Source organism: Blastomonas sp. 34TW, assembly GCF_059803595.1.
This window is the reverse complement of sequence record NZ_JAPFGW010000004.1, coordinates 220,367-235,858: the sequence shown is the minus strand read 5'-3', so window position 1 is coordinate 235,858 and position 15,492 is coordinate 220,367. Positions and strand designations below refer to the sequence as shown.

Sequence of the window (15,492 nt, the reverse complement as noted above, 5' to 3'; positions counted from 1 at the left end):
CATGACGCGCCAGTTCGCTCTGCCCTTTGCGGCAGCCGGACCGGACGGTGACAGCGAATTCCTGGTCACCGCCTCCAACCGTGCGGCGATCGACCGGCTGTTCGACTGGACCCGTCTGCCCTTTGGCGCGGCCGTGCTGGTCGGCCCGTCGGGCGCAGGCAAGACCGTGATCGGCAGGGCCTTTGCCGCAGGGTCTGGCGGTGACTTTATCGACAATGCCGATGGCGAGAGTGACGAGACCTTGTTCCACGCCTGGAACCGGGCGCAGACGCAAGGGCTGCCGGTGCTGTTTGCCGCAAGCAAGCCGCCGGGGGAATGGGGCATCAAGCTGCCCGATCTGCTGTCGCGCCTGGGCGCATCGTTGCTCATCGAGATTCCGCCGCCCGACGAGGAGATGGCGCAGCTGCTGTTGCAGAAGCTGCTCGCACGCGCCGGGCTCGCCTTGCCCGATGGCCTGGCGCATTACGCTGCGTTGCGCACCGAGCGATCCTATCCCGCCATTCGCGATCTCGCGCGCACGATCGACGAGATGGCGCTGGCAATGCAGCGCCCGATCGGCCAAAGACTGGTGCGCGAGGCACTGGCGAAACTGGCAGGAACCGATGGCAGCCCAACCGACTGAGATCGAAGCGAAACCGGCAGGTTCTTCCGAATCGCAACGCCGCTATTTCAACCGTGAACTGAGCTGGCTGGCGTTCAACGATCGCGTGCTTGAAGAGGCCTGCAATCCGCGCCATCCGCTGCTCGAGCGGCTGCGCTTTCTCTCGATCTCGGGTAACAATCTCGACGAATTCTTCATGGTTCGCGTAGCCGGGCTGGTGGGTCAGGTCGCGCAGCATGTCGAGGAGCGCTCGGCCGACGGACGCACGCCGGTGCAGCAGCTTGCCGCGATCGAACGCGCGGTCGACCGGCTGAATGCCGAGCAGCAGCGCGTGTGGAGCGAATTGCGGACGCTGCTGGCCGATACCGGCGTTGTAGAGGCCAATGTCGAGGATCTCGGCGAAACCGACCGCGCCTGGCTGCGCGAGCATTTTGTGACCCAGATTTTCCCGGTGCTCACCCCGCAGGCGCTCGATCCGGCGCATCCTTTTCCCTTCATCCCCAACAAGGGGCTGAGCCTGATCTTCGATCTCAAGCGCCGGTCGGATGGCAAGACGGTGCGCGAACTGGTGATGCTTCCGGCCACCATGCCGCGTTTCCTGCGCATTGCCGGGGGGCGGGGCCTGTATCTGGCGCTCGAGAAGATCGTGGTGGCGTTCGCCGACAAGCTTTTTCCGGGCTATGATGTGCGCGGCTCGGGCCTGTTCCGCATCATCCGTGACAGCGATATCGAGGTCGAGGAAGAGGCCGAGGACCTGGTGCTCTATTTCCGCACGGCGCTGAAACGCCGGCGGCGGGGGCAGGTGATCCGCCTGGAGACATCGCGGCTGATGGACAAGGGGCTGGCCCAGTTGCTCGACGACAATCTGCTGCACGAGGGCGGCAACAAGTCGTCGGATGATGGCTTTCTGGGCATCGGCGATCTCGCTGCGCTGGTCGACGAGGGTCGCCCCGATCTCAAGTTTCCGGCCTATACGCCGCGTTTTCCCGAGCGAATTCGCGAGCATAATGGCGATTGTTTTGCAGCGATCCGAAGCAAGGACATTGTTGTCCACCACCCTTATGAAAGCTTCGAGGTGGTCATTGCGTTCCTGAAGCAAGCCGCTGCTGACCCCGATGTCGTGGCGATCAAGCAGACGCTCTACCGCGCTGGCAAGCAGTCGGCGGTGATCAACGCGCTGATCGCGGCGGCAGAGGCGGGCAAGTCGGTCACGGCCGTGGTCGAGCTCAAGGCCCGGTTTGACGAGGAGCAGAATCTGCTCTGGGCCAGCGCGCTCGAACGCGCCGGCGTCCAGGTGGTCTATGGCTTTATCGAGTGGAAAACCCACGCCAAGATCTCGATGGTCGTGCGGCGCGAGCCCGAGGGATTCCGCACCTATTGCCATTTCGGCACCGGCAACTACCACCCGATCACAGCGCGCATCTATACCGATCTCAGCTTCTTCACGGCCGATCCGCGTGCCGGGCGCGATGCGGCGCAGCTGTTCAACTATATCACCGGCTATGTCGAACCCGAGCAGCTCGAACTGCTCTCCATGTCGCCGCGTGACCTGCGCCAGGATTTGATCGCGCTGATCGATCACGAGATGGAAGAGGCGCGGGCCGGGCGGATCGGAGCGATCTGGGCCAAGATGAACTCGCTGGTGGACCCGGCGATGATCGAGAAGCTTTATGCGGCGAGCAGCGCCGGGGTTCAGATCGAGCTCGTCATTCGCGGCATCTGCTGCCTGCGCCCTGGCGTGCCCGGTCTGTCGGACAATATCCGGGTGAAGTCGGTCGTCGGGCGGTTTCTCGAGCACAGCCGCATCTGGGCCTTCGGCAATGGCGATGCGCTGCCCAATGACAAGGCGAAGGTCTTCATCAGTTCGGCCGACTGGATGCCGCGCAACTTCGATCGGCGCGTCGAGTACATGCTGCCGATCGAGAACCCGACGGTGCACGATCAGGTGCTCGAACAGGTCATGGTTGCCAATCTGCTCGATAATGAACAGAGCTGGGAACTGGATGCCGATGGTTGCTATCATCGCGTAAGAACCGAGGACAAGCCGTTCAATCTGCATCGCTATTTCATGACCAACCCATCGCTGTCGGGTCGTGGCAAGGCGCTCAAGCATAGCGAGGACGTGCCCAAGCTCAGCCTGCACCGACGCGCCGCGAAGATCGATTGAGCCGGACGTCGTCGTGAATTTCTTCATTCGCAAGCAGAACCAGCCGGTTCACCTCTATCGGACCGCGATCATCGATATCGGCTCGAACTCGGTACGCCTGGTGGTGTTCTCCGGACCGCGGCGCAATCCGGCGCTGATCTTCAACGAGAAGGTCATGGCGGGGCTGGGGCGTTCGCTGGCGGAGACCGGCATGATCGACGAGCCATCGATGGCGCGCGCGATCCAGGCGCTCGAACGCTTTCGGATCGTCGCGCGCGAAATGGATGTCGACGAGACCGTGTGCGTGGCGACCGCGGCGGTGCGCGATGCCGGCAATGGCGAGGAATTCACCCGCAAGGTCGAGGCGCTGGGTCTGGATATCACGATCCTGTCGGGCGATGACGAGGCGCGCACGGCGGGCCTGGGCGTGATTTCGGCCATTCCGGATGCTGACGGCATTGTCGGAGACCTGGGCGGCGGCAGCCTCGATCTTGCGCGCGTCGCCGGTGGCGAGGTGCTTGATACCGCGACGCTGCCGCTCGGCGTGCTGCGTGCGGCCGCCATCCGTCGCGGCGATTCGGCGGCGCTGTCGCGCACGTTCAAGAAGATGGTGGCGGCCTATCCGTGGCTCGCCGCGCATCCGGGCAAGCCCTTCTATCTCGTCGGCGGCTCCTGGCGCGCTTTCGGGCGGCTCGACATGCACCTGACGGCCTATCCGCTCAAGGTGCTGCACCAATACCGTATCGATGTCGCCCGGCCCGAAAAGGTGCTGGCGGGCTATCGCAGCATGGAGCGGGATGCACTGCGCCAGGCCACCGGGCTGGCACCGTCGCGCATCGAGACGCTGCCCGACGCGATAGCGCTACTCCGGATGATGCGAGACCTGGTGAAGCCCAGCGCCTTCGTGCTGTCGTCCTTCGGCCTGCGCGAAGGCCTGCTCTACGCCCGGATGGACCCGGAGGTACGCCAGCGCGATCCGCTGCTCGTCGCCACCGAGCGGTTCGGCCAGCTGCAATCGCGCTTCGGCGAGGATGCGCGCCCGCTGTTCGACTGGATATCGCCGGTGTTCGGCGACGACCCGTCCGAATGGCAGCGCTGGCTGATGGCGGCGTGCCACCTGTCCGATGTCGCCTGGCAGGCGAGCCCCGATTTCCGGGCCGAACGCGGGCTGGAAATCGCGCTGCACGGCAACTGGGTCGGCATTGATGTCATCGGGCGGTCGATGATCGGCCAGGCGCTCTATACCAATTTCGGCGGTGGGCCGCGTCCGTTCCCGCTCGAACGCCATGTCGCATCGGATGCCATGCTCAGCCGGGCGATCGGTTGGGGACTGGCGATGCGCCTGGCGCAAAGGCTCGCGGCGGGCACGCACGATGTCTTGCGTCGATCGCGGTTGCAGCGCAATGGCGACGCGCTCGAACTGGTGCTGGAACCGCGCGACAAGGCCCTGATGGGCGAGGTGGTCGAGCGCCGCCATCGGCGTCTGGCGCAGTTTCTCGGGCTACGCGCCGTCGCAATCTGAGCGGCCCTACTGGTAAAACGCCAGGCCAGGGTTTATCTAGCGGCAAACGCAGCTGCAAAGGGATGGCGCATGTTCGGCGCACTGAGCGAATATCTGGACTCGATCCGCGTGCGCGACCCTGCTCCGCGCTCCCGCTGGGAAATCCTGCTTTATCCGGGTGTGCTTGCGCTAGGTCTGCACCGCGTGGCGCACTGGCTGTTTACCGGAGAGCTGTATTTCCTCGCCCGGCTGGTCAACCATATCTCGCGCTTTCTGACGGCGATCGACATCCATCCGGGCGCGCAGATCGGCAAGTTCTTCTTTGTCGATCATGGCTTCGTCGTCATCGGTGAGACCGCCGTCATCGGCGACAATGTCACGATCTATCAGGGCGCGACGCTGGGCGGGCGCAACCCCACCGATGGCGTAGGCGGCAAGCGCCATCCGACGATTGAGGACGATGTCATCGTCAGCCTGGGCGCGGCAATCCTGGGCCCTGTGACCGTCGGCAAGGGCGCCCGCATCGGCGCCAATGCGGTGGTGACCAAGGATGTCGCTCCGGGATCGGTGATGGTCGGCATTCCAGCGCGGCCGACGCCGGTCGACGCTGCCGAAAAACAGCGCGGGTTCGTGCAATATGGCACGCCGTGCAGCCAGACCTTCGATCCCAATACGCAAAAGCTCGAACTGCTCCAGTGCGAGATTCGCCAGATGCAGGAGAGGATCGCGCAGCTGATCGACGAGCGCGACGAGGCTCGTCGCGCCGCGCGGCCTGCCGAGCCTGACCGCGACAGCGGGACCGCTGCTTGAGCATCGGCGGCAACGTTTCGCTCTTTCCGGTGCCGGGAGCCCCGGGCCAGGTCGGTTTCGACCGGGAGGAGCTTGGCCGCATTCTCGACCTGTATGGCCGTATGGTCGCCGCCGGCTTGTGGCGCGATTATGCGATGGACCTGGGCCGCGATGCCGCGGTGTTCTCTGCCTTCCGCCGGGCGACCGAGCGGCCCGAATATCGCATCGAAAAGCGTCCTGCGCTGCGCCGCAAGCAGGGCCAATGGGCGCTGGTGGGCGAGGGCGGCGCGGTGCTGAAACGCGGGCACGAACTGTCGGGCGTGCTGGCGCCGCTCGAGCGCAAGCTGGTTCGCGTCGTCGATTAGCCTCTATCAGACGTCAAATTCGTGCTCGCCGTGCGGTTCCAGGCTCGCCTTGTGGAGCAATTGGCCTAGCCAGGCGGCGATGACGCACATCGCGGCGCTGAGCAGCAGCTGATAGATCACATCGACCCCCGCGACGCTGAGGCCGATCGCGATCAGCGAGCCGATTACCATCGCGCCCGAATTGACGATATTGTTGGCCGCAATCGTGCGCGCCGCCTCGCTCTTGTGCACCGTGGTGGTGAGAAACGCATAGAGCGGCACGACGAACATGCCACCGGCAACTGCGATACCAAGTAGCGAGGCCAGCAGCGGAATCGCCATCGGGTGCGTTACGAATTCGCCGACGCTGAACAATGATCCGGGTTCATCGGGCACCCATTGGCGGCAGACGAAGAAGAAGGCGACGACGAACAGCCCCATCACGATCACCGATACCGGCGAGTATCGGGCCGAGACGGTGCCCTTGAGCAGCGCGTTGATCGCCACCGATCCGATCGCGACGCCGACCGAGAACACCACGAGAAACAGGCTCGCGACCTCCTTGCTCGCGGTCAGCACGTTCTTGGCGAGCGGCGGGAACTGGATGAACAGCACTGCACCGATCGTCCAGAAAAAGCTGATGGCAACGATCGCCAGGAACACGCGGCGTACCCGCGTTGTTGCCTTGATCAGCGCGATGGACGCGCGGATGAAGTTGAAATCGAGCCTGGTCGCCTCGGTCATCGGCGGGGCAGGGGGCACTTGCCGCCCGGTGAAATAGCCGATGATCGCCGTAAGAACGACGGCGACGCCCGCGACCTCGACCGGAATCCATCCCGCCAGGATGGTGCCGAGCAGGATGGCGATATAGGTTCCCGCCTCGACCAGACCGGTGCCGCCTAGCACTTCCTCATCGTTCAGGTGCTGCGGCAGGATGGCGTATTTGATTGGGCCGAAAAAGGTCGAGTGGATGCCCATCGCGAACAGCGCGAGCATCATCAGCGGGATGGCGATGGTGTGCACCGCCAGACCCGCCCAGGCCATGTACAGTCCGGTCCCGCCGACCAGCATGATGATGATCTCGCAGAACTTGACGATGCGGATGATCACCGCCTTGTCGCGGGTATCGGCGAGCTGGCCTGCCAGCGCGGAGAGCAGGAAGAACGGCAGGATGACGATCGCGGTCGCGATCGCGCTGAACCAGGTTTCCGCCGTCTCGTCATTATAGACGCTGTAGACGACGAACAGCACCATCGCGTTCTTGTAGAGATTGTCGTTGAACGCGCCGAGCAGCTGGGTCACGAACAGGGGGAGAAAGCGCCTCTTGTTCAAAAGCGCGCCAGCTGAAGCCATGCTGAGTGTTCCTCGGTGGTTTGCCCGCAAGACCTTCCGCCATCCGGCCTGCCCTGTGCGGGCGAGCGGCGATACGAAAAGCCCTGGCCGCCGTATCGGGTTCATGGGGCAGACGGTCAAGCCATTTCCATTGTCGGATAATCCGGTTATGAGGCGTGCAGCTTATGCTTACCGTGCCCAATATTCTGACGCTCTCGCGGATCGTCACCGTGCCGCTGCTGGCCGCCTTGCTGTGGTGGCCCGAATGGGCGACCGGCTATCTGCTGGGATTCGTCGTCTACTGCCTGATGGGCATTACCGATTATTTCGACGGCTATCTCGCCCGCGCGCAGGGTGCTGTGTCGCGGCTCGGCATCTTCCTGGATCCGATTGCCGACAAGATCATGGTGGCGGCGGTCATCCTGATTCTCTGCGCCAACGGCAATATCCACGGCCTGCACGTCATTGCGGCGCTGATCATCCTGTTGCGCGAGATCACCGTATCGGGACTGCGCGAATTTCTCGCCGGGCTGCAGGTATCGGTTCCGGTGTCGCAGCTCGCCAAATGGAAGACGACGCTGCAGCTGCTCGCACTCGGCACGCTCATCTTTTCCGGCGGATTCCCCGATCAGCTGTGGATGCAGCATCTGGGCCTCGCCGCGCTATGGACCGCGGCCCTGCTGACGCTGGTCACCGGCTGGGACTATCTGCGCGTCGGCCTGAAGCACATGGATTGAATGCGGCAGGTTGGTTGCTGCGCGAATCATTTAATGAAGCAGAGTCCCGACCCAAGCGGCGGGTAGCATCCGCTTCTGCAATCCAACCCTATAAGGAAGAAGCCCCGTTGCAGCCGTCTTTACCGGTTCCACAGCGATCGGCCAGATTGGCATCGGTGCCGCAATAGGCGATCACCGTCTGGCCAGCGGAGAACCCTGCCACGCCTGTCATGTCCTACGATCGCGTAGAGGTTGGCTGATACTGGACCTGTCGGTAAGTCCACGTTTAAGATTGTCGCATTCCCGATTTGACGCCCAGCTTCATCCTGACCCGTCGTCAAATCCCCAAGGTGCAATATAACGCCCTGCCCATAACTGCGATTATACGTATCCATGGAGAGGATGGCTAAGAGCAGATTACGATCCATCATTTCTCTCCTCGACGAAAGTCACCGTGATGCAATCTGGCAGATAAGCTAAAATCCCTAGGATCATGATTTGGATTAAGACTTGGCTCTGGGTAGCGTCCCAACCATCGAAGCCTCTCTTGTAAACTCGAGGCAAAATTTATATCCGTTATCTGCACCGTAATGCGGCGCAAAGCGTAACCCGGCCCAAATACCGAAGCGAAATCAGCGAGGTTCACAGCCTGGACCGACGCCGGATCGGCCAGGTCGCGGAAGGTCACCAGCATCGGATAGTCCTGCGGCGCGACCTCCGCTTGCCGCTTCACGCCTTTTCCGGACGCAATACGCGCGGCGCTTTCGACGATATCGTTTTGAAAGGCTGGATCGAGCGCCGTCATCGAAAGGCCTGCCAAGTCGCCATGCTTGGCATTCGTCTTTAGAAGCGCGAACAGTGTCTGGCCGTTCGGGAGGTCCACCGCAACGGCTTCACCCCTGACGCCCCAGTCGCGGCTTGCTTCCTCGGGCAGAAGCGCAGTCTTGTTGTTCGCCCAGACTTCGTAAACGCTCGCCCCCTTCCGCAACCCTTGAAGCGTGTCGACTTCTACCGTGAGCTCAAAGCGATAGCGGTAGGGGAACATCTCAGCGCAGCCTGACAATGCCAGCGCCGCAGCAGCAGCCAGCAAAGTGCCGCCGATCGTTCGCCAAACGCCCATTACTCTGCCTCTCTGACTCAGCCCGCGCATTTCCCTTCGGCATGGCCACGGCGCAGGATGTCGGCGAGCATGCGGAATTCTTCTGCTCTGGGGCTGTTGCGGCGCCAGATGATCGCGATGTCGCGCGCGGCATGTTCGGCGAGGAGGGGCCGCGCGACGACATCGGTGTTGTTCAGGATCCCGGCATCGATCGCAATCTGCGGCAGCAGGGTAAGGCCGAGACGGTTGTCCACCATCTGTACCAGCGTATGCAGCGAGGTGCCGAACATCATCGCGCTGGCGCGCAATTCGGGCCGGTTGCACGCGGCAAGCGCGTGGTCCTTGAGGCAGTGACCGTCCTCGAGCAGCAGCAGCCGCGATTCGTCGATCAGTTCGGGCGCGACCTTTTCGGGCGGATCGCGCGGGTCGTCCTTGGGAAAGGCGACGTAAAGCGGGTCGCTGAACAGCAGTTCGTGCTCGACATCGCCCGCCGGAAAGGGGAGCGCGAGCAGCACGCAATCGACTTGGCCATGGTGCAGCGATTCGACCGCTGCGCCGCTGACTTCCTCGCGCAGGAAAAGCTTCAATTCGGGCTGTTCGCGCCGAAGGCCCGGCAGCAGCCGGGGCAGCAGGAAGGGCGCAATGGTCGGAATGACGCTCATCCTGAGGTCGCCGGAAAGTGGCTTGCCAGACGAGCGAACGAGATCGGCCAACTCCTCCGCCTCGCGCAGGATGCGGTGCGCCTTGGCGACGACCTTGTTGCCGAGCGGCGTGAAACGAACGACGCGCCGGGTGCGCTCGACCAGAACCACGCCCAGCAGCGTCTCCAGCTCGCGAAGACCCGCCGATAGCGTCGATTGCGTCACGAAACAGGCGTCTGCCGCCTTGCCGAAATGCCCATGCTCTTCGAGCGCCACCAGATATTGCAGCTGCTTGAGCGTGGGCAGGTACGAGGTCATGGCTGCTCCGCCAGTGCGGCGGCGACCAGATCTTCGGGTTCGGCCACCAGTTCGGTGCGGGTCATCTTGATCCGGCCATCGGCGATCGCAAAGGCCATGCGCCCTTCGACCAGAGCCAGCGCATCGCGCCCGAACTGCTCGAACCGCCAGCCTTCGAGGATAGGCAGGCCCTTGCGCACGCCCGCAGCCAGTGCTTCCAGATCGTCACTGCGCGCCAGCAAGCGCGCTGCGACATCAATCTCGCGCGAGCGGATCTTGAGCAGCAGCTTGAGCAGGTCAGCGACGAGCGCGCCTTCCTTTCCCAGTGCAGGCCCGCGCGGGCTCTTGGGCGGCATTTCGGCAGCGGTCAGCGGGCGCGCGGCGAACAGCGCGTCCATCATTCTCGCGCCGATATCGTTCTCGCGCCAGGCACCGGAAAGCCCGCGCACCTTGCCAAGTTCCGCCTGGGTCGATGGCGGATGCGCGGCGATATCGGCGAGCGTCTCGTCCTTCATGATGCGGCCGCGCGGCAGGTTCTTGTCCTGCGCCTCGGTCTCGCGCCACCAGGCGAGCGCGCGCATCCGGCCCAGGACCTGCGCACTGCGGCTCGGCGGGCGGATGCGTTGCCAGAGGGTGTCGGGATCCGGCTTGTACTGGCGCGGATCGCCCAGCTTTTCCATCTCGATATCGAGCCATGCCCCGCGCCCGGTGCGCCGCAGCTTGTCGAGCATCTTGGGGAAGATCTTCGCCAGATGCGTGACATCGCCGATCGCATAGTCGATCTGCCGGGCTTCGAGCGGTCGGCGCGACCAGTCGGTAAAGCGCGCACCCTTGTCGACGGTCAGCCCCAGCCAGCTTTCCACCAGGTTCGCATAGCCGATCTGCTCGGCCTGACCGAGCGCCATCGCCGCGACCTGCGTGTCGAACAGCGGGGACGGGGTCTTGCCGGTCAGGTTGAAGATGATTTCGATATCCTGCGGTCCTGCATGGAAGACCTTCAGCACATCGTGGTTTTCGGTGAGCAGGTCGAGAAGGGGGCCGAGGTCGAGCCCAGGCGCCTTCGGATCGATCGCCGCTGCCTCTTCCAGATTGCCGATCTGCACCAGGCACAGTTCGGGCCAATAGGTGTTCTCGCGCATGAATTCGGTGTCGACCGCGACGAAATCGGATTGCGCAAGGCGATCGCACAGCTGCGCGAGGGAATCGGTGTCGGTAATCAGCGGATGGATTTTCATGGGCAACCTATACAGCCTGTGCCTGCCGCCGCAAATAATCGCGCAAGTCCGCAATCAATCCGTATTGGATGAGAATAACAAATTGGTATCTTTGAGAATCACGGCATCCCCGTCTATGTAAACGTCCGTATTCGTGAATGCCGGGGGCAAGCATGTGGGTGTATCAGCTGATCATCGTTGTTCTGGCATTGGCTTTAATCGGCCAGTTGCTGGCGCAGGGTGGTGACGCATTTCTCGTGCTGGAAAACTCCCGGCCCGTAGGGGGTGATCGCGAGGTGCTGACAATACTGGCCTGGGGCTTTGCAACGCGGGCCGGGCGAAGCGCCTGTATCTCCGATCCGGTCGGGCACGGGATCAACGACATGCGCTTTTCGATGAGCCTGGGGCAGATTCTGCTGTCGCTGATAACGCTGGGCTTCGTGCGCCGGGTGAATATCGATTACCGTCTGCATTCGGGCAACAGCCCGGTCGGTGGAACCTGATGCCCCGTCCTTTGCGCCATGGCCCGCGTCACTGGGTCAATTATCACGGCACGGAATCGGCAGAGCTCGGCGACCTTATCGAACTGCTGAACAGCGAGCGCGAGGGCGGGCGCGACGTCCTTCGCGAGGTGGCATCGGATGTGCTGGCCCTGCTACAGGACGCCAGCCGGTGCGGGGCGCGACTGCGTCCGCTTGGCGCTGGCTGGTCACCATCGCCGATCACGATCGTTAAGGGGGGCTGGCTGGTCGAGACGCGGCGGATCAACCGTTGCTTCGGCCTCACCGCGCAGGATGTGGTTCGGGGGACCGATCCGTCACGGTTGATGCTGGTCCAGGCGGGGGCCACCGTCGACGAGGTCAATGATTGCGCCGAGGAGCTGGGCCTGAGTTTGCGCACCGGCGGTGCGAGCAATGGCCAGACCTGGGCTGGCGCCTGCGCGACCGGCACGCATGGCAGCGTTCTGGATGCAGGCGGAATTCAGGATCATATCCGTGCGGTCCAGGTGGTGACACCCTCTGGAATATTCTGGGTCGAGCCGCACCGGCCCGTGATGTCGCCGGATTTCGTTGCGGCGACCGGGAGCACGATCTTTCGCGATGACGACGTTTTTGCGGCCTGTCAGGTCGCCGTCGGCGCGATGGGCTTCATCACCGCGATGGTGATCGAATGCGTACCCATATACATGGTGCGCAACATCCAGAAGCGCGCGCGCATCGAGCGGGAGGATATCTCGCGCCTGGCCGAGGGCGACTTTCGCGGCTTCTCCCGCGCGTTCGGGTTGAACGAGGAGCCGCACTTCCTTCAGGTAATCCTCAACCCCTTCGCCCCGTTCGAAAAGGACGCGCTGCTGCGCATGCTCTATCTGCGCGATTTCGACCCCGCTATCCCGCCGCCTCCGCGTCCGCTGACCGGCGCGGGCTATGATGCGCTGACCCTGATCGGCAAGGCGATGGCGGGGATCGATCTGCTCCGCGCGGACATCCTGCAGCTTGCGATGCGCGCTGGCTATGCGGTGCAGCGCGACATTCATGATCCCGAAGCGATCGCCACCTGGGGGCATACCACCGAGCCGCACAATCCGATCGCCAATCTGTTCAACGGATCGGTGACGATGCTGCGGTCCGATCTGGAACGCGCCTTCGATCCGCTGATCGAGGCGTTTCTGAGCGGCGGGGGAGGGACGGTGGTGACGCTGCGCTTCATGCAGCGCGCTGCCGGGCTGCTCGCCCCGGCGCGTTTCGACAGCAATGTCGTGATCGATTTCGATGGCCCACGCAGCGATGTCAGCCATCGCAGCTATCGCGCGGTGGTGGCGAAGCTCGATGCGCTGGGTATTCGTTTCACCCGCCATTGGGGCAAAACCAACGATCTTGATGCGATGCGCATCGCCCGCGACTATGGCGATGACTATCGCCGCTTCCGTGTCGCGCAACGCCGGCTGATGCCCGATCCTTCCGATATAGCCGTGTTCCGTTCCGATTCATTGGTGCATCTGGGGCTGATCGACTGATCCGGACGGGGACGCGATCGCGCTGAAAGCTTGACAAAAGCGCACCGGCACGGTGTTAGCCGCGCTATCGGCTGGCCTTGCTATTGGGCAGGCTCATCATCGCCCATTTTCGATCAGGATCCATGGTTCTCATGCACGCATATCGCACTCACAGCTGCACCGCGCTTCGCGCTTCCGATGTTGGTCAGCAGGTCCGCCTGTCGGGCTGGATTCATCGCAAGCGCGACCATGGCAATCTGCTGTTCATCGACCTGCGCGACCATTACGGGCTGACCCAGATCGTGACCGACAGCGACAGCCCGGCCTTTGCGTCGCTCGAGCGGCTTCGCGTCGAAAGCGTCGTCACGGTGACCGGAACCGTCGTCGCACGTTCGCCCGAGACGGTGAATGCCAATCTGCCGACCGGCGAGATCGAGGTGCGCGCCGCCGAGGTCGTGATCCAGTCCGCTGCCGAAGAGCTGCCGATGCCGGTCGCGGGCGAGCAGGAATATCCCGAGGATATCCGACTGCGCTACCGCTTCCTCGATCTGCGCCGCGAACGCCTGCACCGCAACATCATGCTGCGCTCGCAGGTCATCGCATCGCTTCGTCGTCGCATGGTCGAACAGGGCTTTACCGAGTTCCAGACGCCGATCCTGACCGCTTCCTCGCCCGAAGGCGCGCGCGACTATCTGGTGCCCAGCCGCGTGCACCCGGGCAAGTTCTACGCGCTGCCCCAGGCCCCGCAGATGTTCAAGCAGCTGTTGATGGTCGCAGGGTTCGACCGCTATTTCCAGATCGCGCCGTGCTTCCGCGACGAAGATGCGCGCGCCGACCGCAGCCCCGGCGAATTCTACCAGCTCGACCTCGAAATGAGCTTCGTCACGCAGGACGATGTGTTCGCGGCGCTCGAGCCGGTGCTCGCTGGTGTGTTCGAGGAATTCTCGGGCGGCAAGCATGTGACGCCTGCCGGCACGTTCCCGCGCATTCCCTATCGGGAATCCATGCTGAAATACGGGTCGGACAAGCCCGATCTGCGCAACCCGCTGGTAATCAGCGATGTGACCGAGCATTTCGTCGGATCGGGCTTCGGCCTGTTCGACAAGATCGTGGGCAGCGGCGGCAAGGTGCGCGCGATTCCCGCTCCCGGCGCGGGCGCGATGAGCCGCAAGTTCTTCGACGACATGAACGATTGGGCGCGCAGCGAAGGTCATGCGGGCCTTGGCTATATCAACATCAAGGATGGCGTGCCCGGTGGTCCGATCGCCAAGAACCATGGCGAGGAAGGCACGGCCAAGCTGATCGCCGAGCTCGGCCTTGGCCCCAATGATGGCGTGTTCTTTGCCGCGGGCAAGGAGCTGCAGGCCGCCAAGCTGGCAGGCGCGGCGCGCACGCGGGTTGGCGAGCAGCTCGGACTGATCGAGCAGGGCGTCTACAAGTTCTGCTGGATCGTCGATTTCCCGATGTTCGAATATGACGAGGATGCCAAGAAGATCGATTTCAGCCACAACCCCTTCTCGATGCCGCAGGGCGAGATGGAGGCGCTGGAGACGATGGACCCGCTCGATATCCTCGCCTGGCAGTATGACATCGTGTGCAACGGCGTCGAACTGTCCTCCGGCGCGATCCGCAACCATCGTCCGGACATCATGTACAAGGCATTCGAGATTGCCGGCTACACCAAGGAAGATGTCGAGAAGAACTTCTCGGGCATGCTCAACGCGTTCAAGTACGGCGCGCCGCCGCACGGCGGATCGGCTCCGGGCGTCGACCGCATGGTGATGTTGCTCGCCGACGAACCCAATATCCGCGAGGTCGTGCTGTTCCCGATGAACCAGAAGGCCGAAGACCTGATGATGGGGGCACCCTCGCCGGTGAACCTCAAGCAGTTGCGTGAGCTCAACATCCGGGTGGTCGAGCCCCAGAAGAGCTGACCCAGGGCTGATTGCAAAAACTGTGAAACTGTGTTACTGTGATGGTCATGAAGAACGTGACCATCGCGCTCGACGACGAGACGCACCGGCTCGCCCGCATCCGCGCGGCCGAGCTGGGCACGTCGCTTTCGGCCATGGTCAAGGCGTATCTGCAGGGTGTCGCAGCGGGCGATGCCCCCGCATCCGCGCCCTCAGTCGGAGTGCGCGAAATGCCGATGCCCTATGCCGCCGTTCCTTCTGCCGATGATTTCGTACCGCTGAAAAAGCCCCGGCAGCCGGGCGCGTTGCGGGGCAAGATTCATATGGCGGAAGATTTCAACGAGACTCCACAATGGCTGATCGACGCCATGGAGGGCAAGGACAGCGACAAGCCCTGGCCCATCGGCTGATCATTCGGGCCTGAGCGATGCGGCTGATGCTCGACACCCATGTCCTGCTGTGGTGGTTGCAGGACAATCCCCGGCTGAGCCAGAAAGCGCGCGCGCTGATCGCCGACCCCGATCACGAGTTGATGGTAAGCCTGGCCTCGCCCTGGGAGATTTCGGTCAAGCACCGCATCGGCAAGATGCAGGAGAGCGGGGCTGACGTCATGGCCGCGCTGGATGGGCAGGGTATCGCCGTGCTTGATCTCGAACCTGAGCATCTCCGCGTGCTGGAGGCGATGCCGCTGATCCATCGCGATCCGTTCGATCATCTGATCATCGCCCAAGCGCTGGCGGAGCGCTGCACGATCATCACCGACGACGCGCAGTTTAGCGCTTATGGCGTGCCTTGCCTGGCTGCCTGAGCCGGTGTGACCGGTGACCTTGCGCACAGCATTGCAGAATGACTCGGGCAAGGATTGTGTTACATTTCAATGGAATCGCGCTGCATCGGCAGCGCAGC

15 protein-coding genes are annotated in these 15,492 nt (G+C 63.2%); 11 read left to right on the top strand and 4 right to left on the bottom strand.

Annotation, left to right across the window (positions count from 1 at the left end; translation table 11 throughout):
• Position 1: 1 nt before the first annotated feature.
• The 5 genes from OPU69_RS07705 (at position 2) to OPU69_RS07685 (ending at position 5,402) form a co-directional block, all read left to right on the top strand.
• A complete protein-coding gene (locus OPU69_RS07705) occupies positions 2-622 on the top strand; it encodes a P-loop NTPase family protein (protein WP_498510168.1) in 621 nt (206 codons plus the stop codon).
• Positions 603-2,768, top strand: coding sequence for an RNA degradosome polyphosphate kinase (locus OPU69_RS07700; RefSeq protein WP_498510166.1), 2,166 nt, complete (start codon positions 603-605; stop codon positions 2,766-2,768). Before OPU69_RS07705 ends, OPU69_RS07700 begins: the two co-directional genes overlap by 20 nt.
• Before the next feature lie 13 nt (positions 2,769-2,781).
• Positions 2,782-4,269, top strand: coding sequence for a Ppx/GppA phosphatase family protein (locus OPU69_RS07695; RefSeq protein ID WP_498510164.1), 1,488 nt, complete (start codon positions 2,782-2,784; stop codon positions 4,267-4,269).
• 69 nt (positions 4,270-4,338) lie between these two features.
• Positions 4,339-5,058 (top strand): serine O-acetyltransferase EpsC, encoded by a 720-nt coding sequence (epsC, locus tag OPU69_RS07690; RefSeq protein ID WP_060979559.1) that lies wholly within the window; start codon positions 4,339-4,341, stop codon positions 5,056-5,058.
• On the top strand, positions 5,055-5,402 hold the full coding sequence (locus OPU69_RS07685) for a DUF2794 domain-containing protein (protein ID WP_194249927.1): 348 nt from the start codon (positions 5,055-5,057) through the stop codon (positions 5,400-5,402). Before epsC ends, OPU69_RS07685 begins: the two co-directional genes overlap by 4 nt.
• Before the next feature lie 6 nt (positions 5,403-5,408).
• Here OPU69_RS07685 and OPU69_RS07680 read toward each other — a convergent pair whose 3' ends face one another.
• Positions 5,409-6,734, bottom strand: a complete 1,326-nt coding sequence (locus tag OPU69_RS07680) for an MFS transporter (RefSeq protein ID WP_498510161.1) — start codon at positions 6,732-6,734, stop codon at positions 5,409-5,411.
• A 164-nt stretch (positions 6,735-6,898) separates the two neighbouring features.
• Here OPU69_RS07680 and pgsA point away from each other — a divergent pair, with 164 nt between their 5' ends.
• On the top strand, positions 6,899-7,450 hold the full coding sequence (pgsA, locus tag OPU69_RS07675) for a CDP-diacylglycerol--glycerol-3-phosphate 3-phosphatidyltransferase (RefSeq protein ID WP_110298742.1): 552 nt from the start codon (positions 6,899-6,901) through the stop codon (positions 7,448-7,450).
• 406 nt (positions 7,451-7,856) lie between these two features.
• Here the strand turns inward: pgsA and OPU69_RS07670 are convergent, their stop codons facing one another.
• From OPU69_RS07670 to rnd, 3 genes are read right to left on the bottom strand one after another with little or no spacing between them, the layout of a single operon-like run.
• Complete coding sequence (locus OPU69_RS07670) at positions 7,857-8,549, bottom strand: hypothetical protein (RefSeq protein WP_498510159.1); 693 nt, start codon at positions 8,547-8,549, stop codon at positions 7,857-7,859.
• A gap of 17 nt (positions 8,550-8,566) precedes the next feature.
• Positions 8,567-9,487 (bottom strand): hydrogen peroxide-inducible genes activator, encoded by a 921-nt coding sequence (locus OPU69_RS07665; RefSeq protein ID WP_060979563.1) that lies wholly within the window; start codon positions 9,485-9,487, stop codon positions 8,567-8,569.
• Positions 9,484-10,701 (bottom strand): ribonuclease D, encoded by a 1,218-nt coding sequence (rnd, locus tag OPU69_RS07660; protein WP_498510156.1) that lies wholly within the window; start codon positions 10,699-10,701, stop codon positions 9,484-9,486. The genes OPU69_RS07665 and rnd overlap by 4 nt, the downstream gene beginning before the upstream one ends.
• Positions 10,702-10,853: 152 nt before the next feature.
• Between rnd and OPU69_RS07655 the strand changes: the two genes are divergently transcribed.
• The 5 genes from OPU69_RS07655 (at position 10,854) to OPU69_RS07635 (ending at position 15,394) form a co-directional block, all read left to right on the top strand.
• Positions 10,854-11,183, top strand: a complete 330-nt coding sequence (locus tag OPU69_RS07655; RefSeq protein ID WP_066043910.1) for a hypothetical protein — start codon at positions 10,854-10,856, stop codon at positions 11,181-11,183.
• Entirely contained in the window at positions 11,183-12,694 is a 1,512-nt protein-coding gene (locus tag OPU69_RS07650; RefSeq protein WP_498510154.1) for an FAD-binding protein, read from the top strand. The genes OPU69_RS07655 and OPU69_RS07650 overlap by 1 nt, the downstream gene beginning before the upstream one ends.
• A gap of 131 nt (positions 12,695-12,825) precedes the next feature.
• Entirely contained in the window at positions 12,826-14,607 is a 1,782-nt protein-coding gene (aspS, locus tag OPU69_RS07645) for an aspartate--tRNA ligase (RefSeq protein ID WP_060979589.1), read from the top strand.
• Positions 14,608-14,654: 47 nt separating this feature from the next.
• A complete protein-coding gene (locus OPU69_RS07640) occupies positions 14,655-14,996 on the top strand; it encodes a ribbon-helix-helix domain-containing protein (protein WP_498510152.1) in 342 nt (113 codons plus the stop codon).
• A gap of 26 nt (positions 14,997-15,022) precedes the next feature.
• Positions 15,023-15,394: a type II toxin-antitoxin system VapC family toxin gene (locus OPU69_RS07635; protein ID WP_498510150.1), complete on the top strand. Its 372-nt coding sequence runs from the start codon at positions 15,023-15,025 to the stop codon at positions 15,392-15,394.
• The last annotated feature ends 98 nt before the right edge of the window (positions 15,395-15,492 follow it).